Here is a 17,012-nt window from a genome sequence, read left to right as displayed (position 1 = left end):
CTCAATTCATGTACCCGAGGTCCCGGATGTCCGCGCGCACCGACTCGCGGTCGGAGCCGTACAGCGGCAGGCTGGCCAGCAGCTCGAGGCGCCGCCGCAGCGAATAGAGGATCTGCAGCGCCTTGTGCGCCGCCTCCTCGGGATCGTCGATGACGGCGGTGTCGGGATAGGCCCACAGCGCGGTGTGCGGCTGGCCGGGCCAGGCCGGCTGGAGGCGATCGATGTCGGCGTCGAGCGTGATCACGAACTCGGCCTCGAAGCCGCGCGCGGGCACGAACTCGTTCCAGCCTCGCGGCTTGATCTCGGGTAAGGGAATACCCGCGGTGCGCAGCGCCGACACGGCCGCCGGATCCACCGCCGCGCCGACGCGCAAGGGCTGACCGCAGGAGCGTGCGTGGAAGCGTTTCTCGGCGATGTGGGTGAGACAGGCCTGCGCCATGATGCTGCGCAGCGTGTTTCGTCGAGAGACGAAGAGCACGTTGATTTTTCTGTGCATGACCGCCGAATGTAGCGCGCCTCGCGCCGGTTCGTCGGCGGGCATTCATGGGCTTGACGCGGTGCTCGGGTATATCGGCTGCATGACGAGATCGAGACTTCCGGCCCTGGCGACGTGGGCTGCGGCCGCGCGGCGTGCCACCCTGCCGATTGCCATGGGCCTGGCCCTGTGCGGACCCGCGGGCGCGCAGGAGGCCCCGTTCAGGATCGGGGGCAAGGCGGCGGAGCCGGTCCGTGCCGTCTGCGCGCCCATGCGCGACGAGATCTCGCGCCGCGGCCTCGAGGACCTGCAGCGCGGCATCCTCCCGCCGGGCGTTCCCACGCTCCCGATGGCGAAGGCCTTGCTGGAGCTGCGCATCGGCGCCGCCGAAGCCGCCCCGGCCTATCTCCGGCGCGCGATCGATTACTTCCAGCAGACGCCGTCCGAAGAAAGCATGTACCGCGTCACATGGTTCGCGCAGCTGCTGCTCGCGACCTACGCGCGCGATCTCGAGCTGCATGCGGCCGCGCGCCGGCAATACGCGAAGTCCTTGCCGCCCGATACCAACCGAAGCAGTCCTTCGCAACTGAGCCTGCGGGCGACGCTCGTGGCCGCCGCGCACCGAGAGGCCGACGGCCTCGGCGGCGAGGCCGGACGCGCGCTGTTGCGCGAGACGGTGGCGCGGTCGAGCGAACTGCTGCGCTCGGCGGGCACGGTCGAGCAGGGCGAGGGGCTGCGCTCGATGGAGCGCTTTCATCGCCAGCTGGTGGCGCAGCTCGCGCTGTTGGAGCGCGATGGCGCCACCTTGAGGGCGCAGGTCGCGAGCCAGCGCGCGGCGGCGGATGCGAGCGCGACGCCGGAGATCCAGCAGGCCGATCTGCAGGCCCTGACGAAGATGCTCTACGACCTCGCGACCCTCGTGCGCGGCGAGGAGGGCCTGCAGGCGATAGCGTTGCTGCGCCAGGGCTTCGACCGCCAGGCCGAGCTCATCGCCTTGCCCGCGAACCGGGGCATCGGCCTGCCCGAGGTCATCTACCGCGGGCTCGAAACCTCGCGTGGCCAATGGCAGATCCATGGCGTCGAGGGCGATCGCCTCTGCCTGCTGCGTACGAACCTCGATCGGCAGCGCGCGATGGTCGACGTGCTCGAGCAGTCGCTGCGCGCCGACACGGGCGTGCCCGACACGGCGCGGCTCGATGCCGCCATCGCTGCACTGCAGCGCGCCGGCACCGCGCTCTCGCTGCAGCCGCTGCCGCCGCTGGCACCCACGCTCGAACTGACGCTGGGCACGGCCTACCGGCTACAGGCCGTGGCGAGCCCAGCCGGCCCGCTGCGTTCGCAGCGCATCGACCGGGCGCGGGCGCAGTTCGGCGCCAGCGAGCAGCGCCTGCGCCAGTGTTTCTGCCGCTGGTTCGAGGAGGAACTGGCGCGCGAGCGCGCGGCGCTCGACGCACTGTCGTAGCGCGCCGGCTCAATCCGCCTGACGCAGCCAGTCGGTGAACTGCCCAAGCGCCGGCAAGCCCGCACTGTGCTCCGGATAGCACAGCTGATACGACCGCCCCGTCGCCGACTCGATGTCCGACAGCGCCACCAGCTGCCCCCCATCGAGCGCCGCCCGAACCATGAAGGCCGGCAGCAACGCCACCCCGATGCCCGCGATCGCCGCATGCAGCGACATCGACAGCAGGTCGTAGCTCGGACCCGCATGCAACTCGGGCAGGACCTCGTCCGCCCCCGCGGCCTGCCGCAGCCACAGCGCCCAGGCACCGGGCAGCGAGCTGTTGTGGATCAGCGTGAGGTCGGGCGGCGCCTGCCGCAGCACGGTGGCGAAATCGTCGCCGCTCCAGCGCGCCGCCAGGCCAGGACTGGCATAGGGCCGCACGGTCAGGTCGAGCACGGGGATGGCATGCAGGCCCGGCACCGACGCGCCCACCACCATGATGGCCGCGTCGATCCGGCTCGCGGTGAAATCGACCGGCCCGAGGTAGGTCGAGAGGTCGAGCGTGATGTGCGGATGCGCGTTCACGAAACCCGACAGCCGCGGCGCGAGCCAGTAGTTGCAGAACGAGGAGGGGGCGGAGAGCTGCAGGCGGCCGCCGCGGCCCTGGTGCAGCGCGATGTCGGTGGTGGCGCGCTCGAGCCGCAGCAGCAGGGGGCGGACCTCGGCCAGGTAGGCCTGTCCCGCGGGCGTGGCCACCAGCGATTCGCGCCGGCGCTCGAGCAACTGCGCGCCGAGCCGCTGCTCGAGGCCGATGACCTGGCGGCTGATGGCGCCCTGCGTGAGGTTGAGCGCCTTGGCGGCGCGCGTGAAGCTGCCCAGCCTTTCACTGGCTTCCAGGCATTGCAGCGCGATGGTGGAGGGGAGGCGAAGCGGCATCAGCTTTTTGCATGCGAGCAGGAGTTATTTTCGATTGTGGCGCTCGCCGCGGGCGTCGATCCTCGGGCATCGTGCTTTCTGGAAGGATGCAGGCCATGTTGGAGACCGGGATCGATCGCGGCCGGCGCCGCGCGCTGCTGTCGGCGGCCGCGCTGGCGGCCGGGCCTTGGCGCAGCGCGCGCGCCGCCGCCTACCCCGAGCGGCCGCTGCGCTTCGTCGTGCCCGGCGGGGCGGGTGGCGCGCCCGACCTGCTGTGCCGCGTGATGGGCGCGGCGCTGGCCAAGGGGCTCGGGCAGGCGGTGGTGATCGAGAACCGGCCCGGCGCGGGCGGCATCGTCGGCATCTCCGAAGTGGCGCGCGCGGCGCCCGACGGCTACACGATCGGCTATGCCAACGTGGGCACGCTCGCGATCAACAAGTCGCTCTACGCGAGGCTGCCCTACGACCCCGATCGCCAGCTCGCGCCGGTCGCGATGACCGGCTTCGTGCAGAACGCGCTGGTGGTGCGCAACGAGCTGCCGGTGAAGACCGTGGCGGAACTGATCGCCCACCTGCGCGCGCATCCCGGCCGGCTGACCCTGGCCTCGGCCGGCAACGGCACCACCAGCCACCTGGGCGGCGAACTGTTCAAGAGCATGACCGGCACCTTCATGCTGCACGTGCCCTACCGCGGCAGCCTGGCGGCGATCCAGGACCTGATCGGCGGCGGGGTCGACGTGATGTTCGACAACCTGTCCTCGATCAGCCCCTTCATCGCCTCGGGCCGGGTGCGCGCGCTGGCGGTCACGGGGGCTCATCGCTCGCCGCTCTTTCCGGCGCTGCCGACGGTGCAGGAGGCCGGCGTGCCGGGATACGAGAGCGTGGCCTGGGGCGGCGTGGTGGTGCCGGCGGGCACGCCCGCCGAGGTGGTGGCGCGGCTCAATGCCGAGTTCAACGCGATGATGAGCGACGCCGAGGTGCGCGAGCGGCTCGCGCGGCTGTCGCTCGAGACCGCGAGCGGGGCGCCCGAGCGGCTGTTCGAGCTGGCGCGGCGCGAGACGCCGGTGTGGGCCGCGGTGATCCGGCGCGCGAACGCCCGCGTCGACTGATGCCGCCGCTCGACCTGGTCATCGAGGGCGGCGACGTCATCGATGGCAGCGCGGCGCCGCGCGTGCGGCAGGACGTGGGCGTGCGCGGTGGCCTGATCGAGCGCCTGGGCGAACTGCGCGCCGTGCCCGCGCACCGGCGCATCGATGCGCGCGGCCGCATCGTCGCTCCGGGCTTCATCGATGCGCATGCGCACGACGACCGGCTGCTGCTCGAGCCGACCGCCGACCGCCATCCGAAGTTGATGCAGGGCGTGACCACCGTGGTGGCCGGCAACTGCGGCTGGAGCCTGGCGCCGCTGCGCATTCCCTTCGAGCGGGTGCCGCCGCCGCTGCGCGAATTCATCGGGCGCGACGATCGCCGCTTCGCGCGCTTCGGCGACTACCTCGCGGCGGTGCGCGGGATCGGTCCCGCGACCAATGCTGCGTTCCTGGTCGGACACACCACGCTGCGTGCGCAGCATGTGCGAGACCTGGATCGCGCCGCCACGCCCGCCGAGACCGCGGCCATGGCGCGCGAGGTCGAGGAGGCGCTCGAGGCAGGCGCGATCGGCCTGTCGACCGGCGTCTTCTATGCGCCCGCGCGCGCCGCCACGGCGCACGAGATGACGGCGGTAGGCGCGCCGCTGCGCGCGCACGGCGGCCTGATCGCGATGCACATCCGCGACGAGTCCGATGCGATCGACGAAGCGCTGCACGAGGCGCTCGGCGTGGGCCGCGCGCTCGGCGTGCCGCTCGTGATCTCGCACCACAAGCTCACGGGCCTGGCGAACCACGGGCGTTCCGCGTCCACGCTGCACCTGCTCGCGCGGGCCGCTCAGGGGCAACCGGTGTGCATCGACTGCTATCCCTATGCCGCCTCCTCGACCCTGCTGATTCCCGCGCGCGTGAGCCAGTCGGCGCGCGTGCGCATCACCTGGTCCGAGCCGATGCCGCAGCACACCGGGCGCGAGCTCGCGGACATCGCCGCCGAGATGGGTCTGGGCCTCGAGCAGGCCGCGCAGCGCCTCTGCCCGGCCGGCGCGGTCTACTTCTCGATGGACGAGGCCGACGTGCAGCGCATCCTCGCGGCGCCCGGCACCATGGTCGGATCGGATGGACTGCCGAACGACGTGCAGCCGCACCCGCGGCTGTGGGGCGCCTTTCCGCGCGTGCTGGGCCACTATGCACGCGACCTGAATCTGTTCGCGCTCGAGACCGCGGTGCACAAGATGACCGGCCTGCCGGCCGCGCGCTTCGGCCTCGCGGGCCGCGGCCGCATCGCGGCGGGCTGCGCGGCCGACCTCGTGGTCTTCGATGCCGCGCGCATCGCCGACCGCGCGAGCTACGACGATCCGCTGGCCGCGCCCGCCGGCATCGATGCCGTGCTGGTCAACGGCCGCGTGGCCGTCGCGCACGGCGTGCTGATGGACGCGCACGCGGGCATGGTGCTGCGCCGCGGCTGAAGCGCGGGGCCGCGGCCCCGCCCTCCGGCCGCGTTCCACCTCAGTGGTGGTGGTCATGCCCATAGCCGCTGGCGACCTCGCCGCATTCGTGCGGCGTGGTCCGGCACAGGCGCTGGTAGGCCAGCACCGTCCTGCGCCGCTCGGCCAGCGCGGCCGGGGTGCGGAACGGCGCGAGGATCTCCGCGAGCGAGTAGCTCACGCCGTTCTTCACCACGTAGCGTACGTCGGCCGCGGCCTTCAGGTCCTGCAGCGGGTTGCCGCGCACGATCGCCAGGTCGGCCAGCTTGCCCACCTCCACCGTGCCCAGGTCCTTGTCGACCAGGCTCATGCGCGCGGCATTGACCGTCACGTCCTGCAGCACCTGCAGGTTCGAGTTGGTCAGCGCGGCGGCGCGCATGTTGTTGTGCAGCGCGATGCCCGGCGGCACCAGCGGCGAGTCGGTGCCGATTGCGATCATGGCGCCGGCCGTGCGCAGCTTGCTCACCTGGTCCTCCTGCAGCCGCGCGCTGGCCACGGCCGCCTCGGTCGGCGGCTGCGGATTGCTGCGCAGCACATCGAGGAAGTTCGGCGAGGTCAGCAGCTCGAAGCGGTCGCCGCCGGTCAGGTCCGCGCCGACAAAGGGATAGGCGAACAGGGCAGTGTGGATCAGCCGGAAGTCGCCCTTGCCGTGCAGGTCGTAGGCGTCCTGGTAGGTGGTGCCGCCGGCCGAGCGCGACCAGCCGTAGCCCAGGCGCTGCGGTGCCGACAGGTGCGTGGTCTCGGCCAGGCCCGAGGCCGCGCCCGGCGACAGGTTGTGCGTGCCGCTCGGGATGCCGATGTCGAGCGCCGCCTGCGCGATCTTGTGCATCAGCGGGATCGGTGCGCGCATGTAGGCCTTGAGGTAGTCCACGCCGAGCGTGCGCACCTTCGCGATCTCGAGGTCGGCCGCCTCGGGCGTGCGCACGCTGCGCGCGAAGCTCCAGGTGATGCGGTTGCCGTCCCACAGCGGCGGCGAGACGAACAGGCGCGGACCCAGCAGGTTCCCGGCCTCGAGCGCCTCGCGCATCTCGATGCTCTGGTGCAGCGGACCGCCGACCGATTGCGTCGAGGTGACGCCGTAGGCCAGCATCGAGGCCGAGCCCTGGCCGTACTGGCCGCCCTGGTAGAGCGTCAGCGGATGCGAGTGGGCATCCCACAGGCCGGGCATCACGGTGAGGCCCGAGGCATCGACGTACTTGTCCGCGGCCTTGGCCACCGCCTCGTCGTGCGGCTGGATCGCGGTGATGCGGTTGCCCTTGATGACGATGTCGACGTCGTTCTGCAACTGGCCGTCCTTGCCGCTCCACAGCTGGCCCGCGCGCACCACGGTCGTGCCCTGGGACGCCGCCTGCTTCCACGTCAGGCTCACGGGCACCTCGGTCGCGCCCGCGCCGTCGGCGCCGATGGTCTTGAGCTTGTCGGCGGCCTTGTAGAGCAGGGTGCGCGAGTCGCCGGCCCACGAGGGCAGGTCGGCGGCCTCGGTGGTGATGGCCTTGGCGGGGCCGTCGGGCGAACCGTCGGCCTTCAGCGGCATCACGTGCAGCACCGAGTCCATCACGAAGGCCACCTTGCTGCCGTCGGGCGAGACCACGGCCGCGCCTTCCTCGCGGTCCGAGATCTGGCGCGGCGCGTCGCCCACCGGGTAGAAAGTGCCGCTCTTCGTGCCGAGGTCGATCACGCGCAGCTTGTTGTAGCCCTCGAAGGAACGGCTGCTGACCGAGTCGTTGTCGACCACCACGATTCTCTTGCCGTCGGGCGTCCACTGCGGCGTGCTGATCTGCGAGCCCACCGCCTCGACCACCTTCTGCGCGGTCTTCGAGGCGATGTCCCAGACCTCGAGCGTGCCCGAGCCCGTGGTGTAGGCGATGCGGTCGCCCGCGGGCGACATCTTCGGCATCACCATCGACTTGCCGGTCTGCGCGCCGAGCCGCGTGCGCGCGCGGCTCGCGATGTCGATGCGGTCGATCGCGAGCGCGCCGCCGTTGCCCTTCTCGGTCGAGAAGTAGACCGCGCTGCCGTCGGGCGTGAACTGCGGATTGCCGTCGCGGTCCTTGTCGTTGGTCAGGCGCACGGGCGTGCCTCCGATCGGCATCACCCAGATGTCGTTGAGCGCGACGAAGGCGATGCGGCGGCCGTCGGGCGAGATCACCGGGCTGCTGATGCCGCGCACCGGCTGGTCGCCGAGCACGCCGAAGCCGCGCTCGCGCGACTTGGCGAACACCGGACGGCGCACCTCGAGCGTGGCGCTGAACGGCACTTCCGAGAGGCCGTCGCCGCCCGCGTTGCGGATCTTGATCTTGCCGTCGGCCGTGTAGAGAAAGCGCCCGCCGGGCAGCCAGCGTGGCGGGAAGGCGAACATGTCCTCGTTGGGCGCCACCACCTCCTTGCCGGCGACCACGATCGACTTGGTCGTGCCCTGGTAGGCCAGGCCCGAGCCGTCGGGCAGCCACACCGGCAGCACGCCGGCACCGACGAGTTTCGGTGCCTCGGTGCTGCCCATCGGCTGCGTGAAGATGCGCCGCGCGCTGACGAACGCGAGCTGCGTGCCGTCGGGCGAGACCACCGGATTGCTCTCGGTGCCCGCGCCCTGCGTGAGCGCCGAGTACTTGCGCGAGCCGAGCTCCACCTGCCAGATCTTGTACTGGCGGTCCTGGCTGCGGTCGGAGGCGAAGACCAGCGTGCGGCCATCGGGCGTCCAGGCCGGCTCGCGGTCGTCGAACGGGCCGCTGGTGATGCGCGTGAGGTCCGCGCCATTGGGCCGCACGGTCCAGATGTGGAAGTTGCCTTCGGCATCGTAGTTCTGGAACGCGATGCTGCTGCCGTCGGGCGACCACACGGGCGAGGTCGGCTCCATGTCCCAGCCCGTGATGCGCGTGGCCTTGCCGCCGGCGATCGGCACCACCCACAGCACGCCCTGCGCGGTGAAGGCCACGCGCTGGCCGTCGGGCGAGGGCGCGGCCGCCATGTTGGTGCCCTCGTGGAACTCGATCGCGACGTCCTTGGTGCTGCCCTGCAGCGTGCTCAGTGCCTGGATCTTCACGGGCGGTTCGTTGTTGCCGCCATCGCCGCCGCCCGGGCCGCCGCCGCCCGCGATCGGCAGGAAGCCGCCTCCGCCACCACCCCCGCCGCCGCAGGCCGTGGCGAGCAACGCGGCCACGGCAACGGCCGCCAGCGCATGGCGCCGCGGTCGCGATGAAGAGGGATGCGAAAACGACGGGCGTGACGAAGCCAACGCTGCATGGCGCTTGTTCATGGTCTGTCTCCAATGAGGTGTTATTGCGGTCCGCGGATGCGGCCGATCTGCACATCGGCGCGATCGCCAATGTCGAAACCAGTGTTGGAAATCTTCCTTACCGATTACTTACCCTGGCCCTCTGTACAGGCGTGCATCGGCCTTGGCGCGGGTCGATTTTTTTGCATGGCGCCATGAGGGTTTGGCATTCGCGAAGGGCGTTGCCAATTGGGATCGATGAATTGCGCGCAGCGATGCTGCAATGGCGCAATGAATTGGCGCGATGACGCGCGCCAATTCAAGGAGAGGGCGGAATCAAAGCGGAGCCGCCACGCCCATCCACTCGCGCAGCACCTCGTCGGTGTGCTCGCCCAGGCGCGGCGCCATCGCGCCGGCGGCCAGCGGGGTGCGCGTCCATTGCACGGTCGGCGACAGGCCCCGGTACCAGCGGCCTTCGGCATCCTGGTAACGATGCACGACGCCGCGCTCGGCTTTCTCCAGCGAATCGATCAATTCGCCGAGCTCGGGGCAAGCGGCCACGGGAATATCCGCGTCCACCAGCAATTGCAGCCAGGTTGCGGTGCTGCGCGTGGCGAGCCGGCTTTCCACATAGGCATACACGGCATCGATGTGCTTCGTGCGGTTCGCCATGCTGCGAAAGCGCGCATCGCGGTCCCAGAGTTCGCCGTCGCCCACCAGGCGCATGAACGACTCCCAGTGGCGGTCGGTGTAGACGATGGTGCAGATCCAGCCGTCGACCGTCCGGTAGGGCCGGCGGTAGGCCGACAGCAGGCGCGGGTTGCCGGCCAGCGCGGCATCGTTGGCCGCGAAGGTGGCGGCGCCCAGGTGGTCGCTGAGCATGAAGGAGGCCATGGTCTCGTACATCGGCACCTCGATGTACTGGCCTTGTTCGGCCCGGCGCTGCTGCAGCAGCGCGGCGAGCACCGTCTGCACCACGTACAGGCCCACCGTCTTGTCGGCGATGTTGAGCGGCAGGTAGCGCGGGCGTCCGTCCGCCGCGCGGGCCACCAGGCCCGGCAGTCCGACCATGCCCTGGATCAGGTCGTCGTAGGCCGGCTTGCCCGCGTCGGGGCCGTGCTCGGCGAAGCCGGCCAGGAAGACGTAGACCAGCCGCGGGTTGTGGCGGCGCAGGGTGTCCCAGTCCAGCCCCAGTTTGGCGAGCGCCTTCTTGCGCATGTTGGTGACGAACACGTCGCTGGCCTGCGCGGCACGCGCGATCACCTCGCGAGAGGCGGGCTGCTTGAGGTCCAGGCAGACGCTGCGCTTGCCGCGGTTGAGGTTCAGGTAGACCGGCCCCATGCCCGGCTCGAGGTGCGGGCCCATCTCGCGCATGATGTCGCCCTCGGGCGGCTCGAGCTTGACCACGTCGGCGCCGTACTCCGCCAGCATCTGGGTCGCGAACGGACCCATGATCACGCTGGTGAGGTCGAGGATCCGGATGCCGGACAGCGGCAGTCCGGCGTTGCGCGTCGCGGCGGTCGTCATTGGGCCTCGATGCCGGCTTTCTTGACGATGTCGCCCCACTTGCGGATCTCGCTCGCCACGTAGCGCCGCGTCGCGGCCACGTCCATGGTGCCCGGCGTGGTCGCCTGCTCGTCGAGCGTCTTGCGGAAGGCGGGCTCGCCCATCGATTGCAGCGCCAGCGCATTGAGCTTCTCGAGGATGGCCGGCGACGTGCCCGCGGGCGCGTAGAGCCCGATCCAGATCTCGGTCTCGTAGCCGGGCACGCCCTGCTCGGCGATGGTCGGCACCTCGGCCAGCGCGGGATTGCGTTCGCGCGTCGAGACGCCGATGGCGCGCAGGCTGCCGGCCTTCACGTACTTCAGCGCGCTCAGGCCGTCGACGAAGGAGGCCTGGATCTGGCCGCCGAGCAGGTCGTTCACCGCGAGCGCCGTGCCCTTGTAGGGCACGTGGATCAGCGGCGCGCCGGTGCGGCTCGCGAGCAGCTCGCCCGACAGGTGCGTGGTGCCGCCCGTGCCCGAGGAGCCGTAGGTGACGCCCTTGTTCTTGCGCGCGTACTCCAGCAGCTCGGGCACCGTCGCCACCGGTAGCGACGGGTTCACCAGCAGCACGTTGGGCGTGCGCGCCAGCATGGCGATGGGCGCGAAGTCCTTCTCGGTGTCGTAGGGCAGGTTCTTGGTGATCGAGGGGTTCACCACGTGCGCCGTGGTGGTGATCAGCAGCGTGTAGCCGTCGGGCCTGGCGCGCGCGACCCGGGTCGCGCCGATCACGCCGCCGGCACCGGGCTTGTTGTCGACGATGGCGGTCTGCCGCAGCTTCTCCTGCACCGTCTTCGCGAGCTGCCGGGCCAGGATGTCGGTCATGCCGCCGGCCGCGAAGGGCACCACCAGCGTGAGCGGTTGCGAGGGATAGTCGTCGGCATGCGCGGCGCCGAGGGCAAAGGGCAGCGCGAACAGGGCGCACAGGGCGCGGCGCAGGGGCTTGAATTTCATGGTGTCTCCTTGGATGTCTCGTGGGCTCGCCGGTGCCGTCTCAGCGGCGCTTGCGGTTCGCGAGGAAGGCTTCCATGTAGCGCTTGGGCTCGTCGCTGTCGTAGGCGCTCACGAGGCCGGCGATGCCGACGTTGATGGCTTCCTGCAGCGGCATGCGCTCCCAGTCGCGGATCAGCTTCTTCTGGATGCGCATCGCGAGCGGGCCGTTGGCCTCGATCTCGGCCTGCCAGTGCGCGAGGGCGGCATCGAGGCCATCGTCGCCCGCGACGTCGGTGATCAGGCCCCAGTCGAGCGCCAGCGCGGCCGGGATGATGCGTCCGCTGAGCAGCAGGTCGCGCGTGCGCGTGGCGCCGATCATGCCGGGCAGCATCGCGCCGTGGATCACCGAGGGCACGCCGAGCTTGACCTCGGGCATGCCGAACCTGGCGTCGCGCGCGGCCAGCTTGATGTCGCAGACGGCGGCCACCTCCATGCCGGCGCCCAGGCAGTAGCCCGAGATCACCGACATCGTGGCGAAGGGGATGTCGCGGATGGTCTCGCACAGCCGCCACACGCTGCGGATGTAGGCATCGATGTCGCGCCTGGAGGCGTCCTTCAGGAACTTGATGTCGGCGCCGCCGAGGAAGGCGCTGTCGCCGCCGCGGATCACGAGCAGCTTCGTGGTCTCGTCGGCGGCCAGTTCCTGCAGCGTGTCGGCGTAGATGTGGGCGGCGTCCCCGGTCAGCAGGTTCAGCCGGCCGTTGTCGAAACGGACCGTGACGACGCCTTCGGCGGTGCGGGCGACATGGCATTGGGGACGGGTGTCGGAGGGATGCATGGGATGTCTCTGGTCTGTGTGAGCCGGCGCATCTTGCGCGGCGAAGTCCCATGCCACAATGGAATTTTTCTACTGCATTCAGTAGAAGATGGAATGAATATCTCCTTTCGCCAGTTGCAGGTCTTCCTCGCCGTCTACGAGGCCGGCAGCTTCACCGTGGCGGCGAACGGCCTGCACATCTCGCAGTCCGCGGCGAGCAAGATGGTCGCCGAGCTCGAGAACCAGCTCGGCATGACCCTGTTCGAGCGCACCACGCGCACCGTGGTGCCCAACGATGCGGCGCGCGAGTTCTTCGAGTTCGCCCAGGACGTGACGGCCACCATGGCGACCGCCAAGCGCAGCATCACCGAGCTGATCACGCTGGAGCGCGGCAAGGTCAGCGTGGCCGCCTCGCCGCTGATGCACTACGGCCTGCTCGCGGGGCCGATCGCGAGCTACCGCCAGCGCTATCCCGGCATCGACTTCGAGATCCACGAATGCTCGACCGACGAGACGCTGGACCGCGTGCGTTCGGGCGTGGTGGACATCGGCTTCTGCGCCACGGATTCCGAGATCAGCGGCCTCGAGGCCACCGTGGCGATCGAGGACGCGATGTATGCCATCGTCGACGATGCGCATCCGCTCGCGCGCCGGCGTTCGATCCGGGCCGCGGAGCTGCTGCCCTACAACTACATCTCGCTGCGCGATTCCTACAGCATCCGCCGCACGCTCGACCAGATCTTCGCGCGCACGCAGCTGCGCTTCGAGAACCACATCGAGGTCGGTTCGCTCACGGCGGCGCTGGGCTTCGCGCGGCAGGGCGCCGGCTTCCTGATCGTGCCGGGCTATGCCGCCGACATCGCGCAGCAGTGGGGCATGCGGCGAATCGCGATCTCCGACCTCGCGAGCTTCCGCCACCGGATCTCGCTGATCCGTCGCCGCACCACGCGGCTGTCGGTGGCCGCGCGGCATTGGCTCGCGGTGTTGCCGCAGAGCTTTCCGTTGCTGAAGTGAGCGGGCGCTCGCGCGCTTCGATGCCGCCGGTGTCAGGTGTCTGTTTATAATAATAGTTCTCATTTGCATCGTAGGGCCCTCGCGCCCTCTCTTGTGTAGACACCGTCGCCATGGGCCCGCGCGCCACTCCAATGCAAGCCGTCGAGGCCTTCTATGCCGACCACCACGGCTGGCTCCAGGCCCTGCTGCGCAGGAAGCTCGGCGACATCCACCATGCGGCCGACCTGGCGCACGACACCTTCCTCGCGCTGGTCGCCGCGCCCTCGAAGGCACAGCAGCTGCACGAGCCGCGCGCCTACCTGCGCACCGTCGCGCACGGGCTGCTGGTCGATCACTTCCGCCGCCGCGCGCTCGAGCAGGCCTACCTCGAGCAACTGGCCGCCATGCCCGAGCCGCTGGCGCCCTCGCCCGAAGACCGCCTGCTCGTGATCGAGGCGCTGCACCGCATCGACGCCATGCTCGACGCGCTGCCCGCGCGCACGCGCACCGTGTTCCTGCTGTCCCAGCTCGAGGGCCTGGGCTACGAGGAGATCGCGCAGCGCCTCGAGGTGTCGGTGCGCACCGTCAAGCGCGACATGCGCGCGGGTTTTGCCCAATGCATCGCCTCGATGCTTTGAACGCCATGCGCCCGCGCAGCGCCGACCCGGTGGTGCTGCAGGCCGCGGACTGGCTCGTGAAGCTGCATGCCGGCGAGATGGACGAGGCCGGGCACCGCGCCCTGCATGCCTGGCGCGCGCAGGCGCCCGAGCACGAACGCGCCTGGCAGGCCGCCGACGAACTGGCGCGCACCTTCGGTCGCGTGCCGACGGGACTCGGCGTGCCCACGCTCGAGAGCGCGCGCCGCCTGCGCCGCCGCGTGCTGCTGCGCTCCACGGTGCTGCTGGCCACCGGCGGTCCTGCCGCCTGGCTGGCCTGGCGCACCTGGGGCGTCGAGCTCGCCGCCGAGTACCGCACGGCTGTCGGCGAACGGCGCGGCTTCGTGCTGGCCGATGGCACCCGGCTGCTGCTCGACACCGGCAGCGCGGCCGACGTGGTGTTCGACGAGCGCGAGCGGCTGGTGCTGCTGCGCGCGGGCCGGATCCTGGTCGAGACCGGCCATGCCGCCGGGCTGCCCGCGCGGCCGTTCTTCGTGCAGACCGCGCAGGGCCGGGTGCGCGCGCTCGGCACGCGCTTCACGGTGCGCGGCGGCGACGAGCGCACGCGCGTGGCGGTGCTCGAGCACGCGGTCGAGATCGCGCCGCGCGCAACCGACGCGACCCGCGTCGTCGTGCGCGCCGGCCAGGAGGTCGACTTCACGCGCGACGCCGCCGGCACGCCGCGCGCCATCGCGGCCGGTGCCGATGCCTGGTCGCAGGGCGCGCTGGTGGCCGACCGGCAACGGCTCGAGGACTTCCTCGCCGAGCTCTCGCGCTACCGCTCCGGCGTGCTGCACTGCGCACCCGAGGTCGCGAACCTGCGCATCTCGGGCGTGTTCCAGGTCGCCGACACCGACCAGGTGCTCGCCACCCTGGCGCAGACGCTGCCGGTGCAGGTCCGTACGCGCACGCGCTACTGGGTCACGGTCGGGGCGCGCGCACCGGGGTAAGGGCGGCGCGCGCGCGTCGCGGCGCTGCGTGTCCCTTTTTCTGCGCTCGTTCGACAAGTCAGAAAGCAACACCTTTTCACCGACTTGTCGACCGGACCCGCCATGCCTTCCCCCTTCGCTTCGCGCCATCGCTTCACCGCCATCGCCTTCGCCGCGGCGCTCGCCGCCGCGCTGCCGCCCGCCATCGCCCGGGCCGCCGACGCGCCATCCACCCAGGCCATCGCGCCCGGGCCATTGAGCCAGGCGCTCTACGGCTTCGCGAGCGCGAACGGCATCACGCTGTCCTTCGATCCCGCGCTGACCGAGGGCCTGCGCTCGCCCGGCCTCGAAGGCGGCCAGGGCATCGAGCAGGGCCTGCGGCGCCTGCTGGCAGGCAGCGGCCTCGAGGCGGTCCCGGTCGCGCCCGGCAACTACCGCCTGCGCAAGGCGGCCGCCGATGGCGCCGCGGCATCGGGCGACGGCGGCCTGGCCCCCGTGGTGGTGACCGCGCGCGGCGAGCGCAGCGCGCTCACCGAAGGCAGCGGCTCCTATGCCGCCCGCGCCGTGACCGTGGCCGGCAAGACGCCCACGCCGTGGAAGGACGTGCCGAACTCGGTCTCGGTCATCACGCGCCAGCAGATGGACGACCAGAACATGACCACGGTCGAGGACGCGCTGCGCCAGACCGTCGGCGTCACGGCCATTCCCTACGGCGACGGCACGGCCTATTTCCAGTCGCGCGGCTATGCCTCCGAGGTGCAGTACGACGGCCTGCCGTTCAACAACGGCATCCAGTACCTGCGCCAGTTCGACCTCTCGATGTACGACCGCGTCGAGGTGTTCCGCGGCCCCGCCGGCGTGCTGCAGGGATCGGGCACGCCGGCCGGCACCGTGAACCTGGTGCGCAAGCGGCCGCTGGCCGAGCCCGCGATCTCGGGCCTGCTGTCGGCCGGCTCGTGGAACCAGCACCGCGGCGAGATCGACATCAGCCGTCCGCTCAACGAGGCCGGCACGGTGCGCGGCCGCGCGCTGCTGTCCTCCGAGGGCGGCGACAGCTTCCGCACCCAGGGCACGAGCCGCCACACGCTGGGCTATGCGATCGTCGAAGCCGACCTCGGTCCGCGCTCGACGCTGAGCCTGTCGGGCAGCGTGCAGCCGCAGCACGACCGCGGCATCGACTACGGCCCGGGCACCTACACCAACGGCAGCTTCCTCAACGCGCCGCGCAAGACCTTCTTCGGCACCGACTGGAGCGGCAGCTCGGGCACCGCCAAGGAGGTCTATGCCGAGTTCGTGCACCGCTTCGACGACGACTGGGTCGCGAAGGCCGCCTACATCCGGCGCAGCATCGACGGCGACTCGCGCTACGGCTACATCAACGGCCTGGTGCGCCTCGACAACCGCGCGGCCTACACGCTGCAGGCGCAGAGCGGCGAGACCACCTGGCAGGGGCTGGACCTGAACCTCGCGGGCAGCTTCAAGTTGTGGGGCCGCAAGCACGACCTGCTGATCGGCGCCAACCACTCGAAGCGCGACGAGACCTCGCTCTCGGGCTCGGTCGGCATCCCGCAGGTCGACATCTACAACCTCTACGTCCCCGACCGCCCGATCCCGTTCCGCTTCGGCAGCAACACGCGCAGCGAGCAGAGCGGCCTCTACGGCCAGACGCGGCTGCGGCTCGCCGACCCGCTCACGCTGGTGCTCGGCGGCCGCGTGAGCCATTACCAGAGCGAGAGCCAGACGCTGCTGCCCACGCCCGGCACGTGGAAACGCGATGCCGGTGGCGTGAATCACAAGTTCTCGCCCTATGGCGGCCTGGTCTACGAACTGCGGCCCGACATCTCGCTCTACGGCAGCTACAGCGACATCTTCATTCCGCAGACCCAGCTCGCGGTCGGCAATGCCGCCTTGCTGCCGCGCGTGGGCCAGCAGTTCGAGATCGGCACCAAGGGCAGCTTCATGGACGGCCGCCTCAACGCCTCGCTGGCCGCCTTCCGCATCGAGGACCGCAACCGCGCCGTCACCGATCCCGACAACCCCGGCTTCTTCGTCGCCGAGGGCAAGGTCCGCAGCAAGGGCTGGGAGGCCGAGGTCTCGGGCAGCCTCGCGCGCGGCTGGGACCTCTACGCGGGCTACACCCGGCTCGACACGCGCTATGCCGACGACCCGAGCAACGCCGGCAAGCCCTTCTCGAGCGAGGAGCCCAAGCACACCGTCAAGCTCTGGACGCGCTACGAGTTCCAGCAGCCTTCGGTCGCGGGCCTGCATGTGGGCCTGGGCGTGCGCGCCGTCAGCAAGACCGACCGCGGCGCGGCCGTGCAGGGCGGCTATGCCGTGGCCGATGCGCAGGTCGGCTACCGCTTCAACAGGAACCTGTCGCTGACGCTCGACGTGCACAACCTGTTCGATCGCGTCTACTACGCGCGGCTGCCTTCGCGCTTCTACAGCGTGTATGGCGATCCGCGCAATGTGCGGCTGACCTTGCGCGCGAGCTATTGAGGTCGCGCGCGGATACGGGGCGCGAGGACGGCG

Annotated in this window: 13 protein-coding genes; 7 read left to right on the top strand and 6 right to left on the bottom strand. The window is 70.8% G+C overall.

The window, feature by feature from the left end:
• Nucleotide 1: 1 nt before the first annotated feature.
• Nucleotides 2-496: an arsenate-mycothiol transferase ArsC gene (locus tag KV106_RS03930; RefSeq protein WP_261206258.1), complete on the bottom strand. Its 495-nt coding sequence runs from the start codon at nt 494-496 to the stop codon at nt 2-4.
• Between the two features lie 250 nt (nt 497-746).
• Between KV106_RS03930 and KV106_RS03925 the strand changes: the two genes are divergently transcribed.
• Complete coding sequence (locus tag KV106_RS03925; RefSeq protein ID WP_261206256.1) at nt 747-1,937, top strand: hypothetical protein; 1,191 nt, start codon at nt 747-749, stop codon at nt 1,935-1,937.
• Nucleotides 1,938-1,946: 9 nt separating this feature from the next.
• On the opposite strand, the gene KV106_RS03920 is transcribed toward KV106_RS03925, so the two are convergent.
• Complete coding sequence (locus tag KV106_RS03920) at nt 1,947-2,852, bottom strand: LysR substrate-binding domain-containing protein (RefSeq protein ID WP_261206255.1); 906 nt, start codon at nt 2,850-2,852, stop codon at nt 1,947-1,949.
• A gap of 95 nt (nt 2,853-2,947) precedes the next feature.
• On the opposite strand from KV106_RS03920, the gene KV106_RS03915 reads away from it, so the two are divergent.
• Nucleotides 2,948-3,940, top strand: coding sequence for a Bug family tripartite tricarboxylate transporter substrate binding protein (locus KV106_RS03915; protein ID WP_261206252.1), 993 nt, complete (start codon nt 2,948-2,950; stop codon nt 3,938-3,940).
• Nucleotides 3,940-5,382 (top strand): N-acyl-D-amino-acid deacylase family protein, encoded by a 1,443-nt coding sequence (locus KV106_RS03910; RefSeq protein WP_261206250.1) that lies wholly within the window; start codon nt 3,940-3,942, stop codon nt 5,380-5,382. The genes KV106_RS03915 and KV106_RS03910 overlap by 1 nt, the downstream gene beginning before the upstream one ends.
• A 40-nt stretch (nt 5,383-5,422) precedes the next feature.
• On the opposite strand, the gene KV106_RS03905 is transcribed toward KV106_RS03910, so the two are convergent.
• The 4 genes from KV106_RS03905 to KV106_RS03890 form a co-directional block, all read right to left on the bottom strand.
• Nucleotides 5,423-8,653, bottom strand: coding sequence for an amidohydrolase family protein (locus tag KV106_RS03905; RefSeq protein WP_261206248.1), 3,231 nt, complete (start codon nt 8,651-8,653; stop codon nt 5,423-5,425).
• A 294-nt stretch (nt 8,654-8,947) separates the two neighbouring features.
• On the bottom strand, nt 8,948-10,138 hold the full coding sequence (locus KV106_RS03900; RefSeq protein ID WP_261206246.1) for a CaiB/BaiF CoA transferase family protein: 1,191 nt from the start codon (nt 10,136-10,138) through the stop codon (nt 8,948-8,950).
• Nucleotides 10,135-11,106 (bottom strand): Bug family tripartite tricarboxylate transporter substrate binding protein, encoded by a 972-nt coding sequence (locus KV106_RS03895; protein WP_261206243.1) that lies wholly within the window; start codon nt 11,104-11,106, stop codon nt 10,135-10,137. The genes KV106_RS03900 and KV106_RS03895 overlap by 4 nt, the downstream gene beginning before the upstream one ends.
• A 40-nt stretch (nt 11,107-11,146) precedes the next feature.
• Nucleotides 11,147-11,923, bottom strand: coding sequence for an enoyl-CoA hydratase-related protein (locus tag KV106_RS03890; protein WP_093346351.1), 777 nt, complete (start codon nt 11,921-11,923; stop codon nt 11,147-11,149).
• A gap of 93 nt (nt 11,924-12,016) precedes the next feature.
• Between KV106_RS03890 and KV106_RS03885 the strand changes: the two genes are divergently transcribed.
• From KV106_RS03885 to KV106_RS03870, 4 genes are all read left to right on the top strand, one after another.
• Nucleotides 12,017-12,916 (top strand): LysR family transcriptional regulator, encoded by a 900-nt coding sequence (locus tag KV106_RS03885; protein WP_261206239.1) that lies wholly within the window; start codon nt 12,017-12,019, stop codon nt 12,914-12,916.
• A gap of 131 nt (nt 12,917-13,047) precedes the next feature.
• Nucleotides 13,048-13,533, top strand: a complete 486-nt coding sequence (locus KV106_RS03880) for a sigma-70 family RNA polymerase sigma factor (RefSeq protein WP_261206237.1) — start codon at nt 13,048-13,050, stop codon at nt 13,531-13,533.
• Between the two features lie 5 nt (nt 13,534-13,538).
• On the top strand, nt 13,539-14,501 hold the full coding sequence (locus KV106_RS03875) for a FecR domain-containing protein (RefSeq protein ID WP_261206235.1): 963 nt from the start codon (nt 13,539-13,541) through the stop codon (nt 14,499-14,501).
• 102 nt (nt 14,502-14,603) lie between these two features.
• The gene (locus tag KV106_RS03870; RefSeq protein WP_261206233.1) at nt 14,604-16,979 is read left to right on the top strand and encodes a TonB-dependent siderophore receptor; all 2,376 of its coding nucleotides are present in this window, start codon (nt 14,604-14,606) and stop codon (nt 16,977-16,979) included.
• Nucleotides 16,980-17,012: the final 33 nt, after the last annotated feature.

The sequence above is a fragment of the Variovorax endophyticus genome, assembly GCF_025376855.1.
Classification (GTDB): Bacteria; Pseudomonadota; Gammaproteobacteria; order Burkholderiales; family Burkholderiaceae_C; genus Variovorax.
This window is presented reverse-complemented; position numbering and strand designations above follow the sequence as displayed.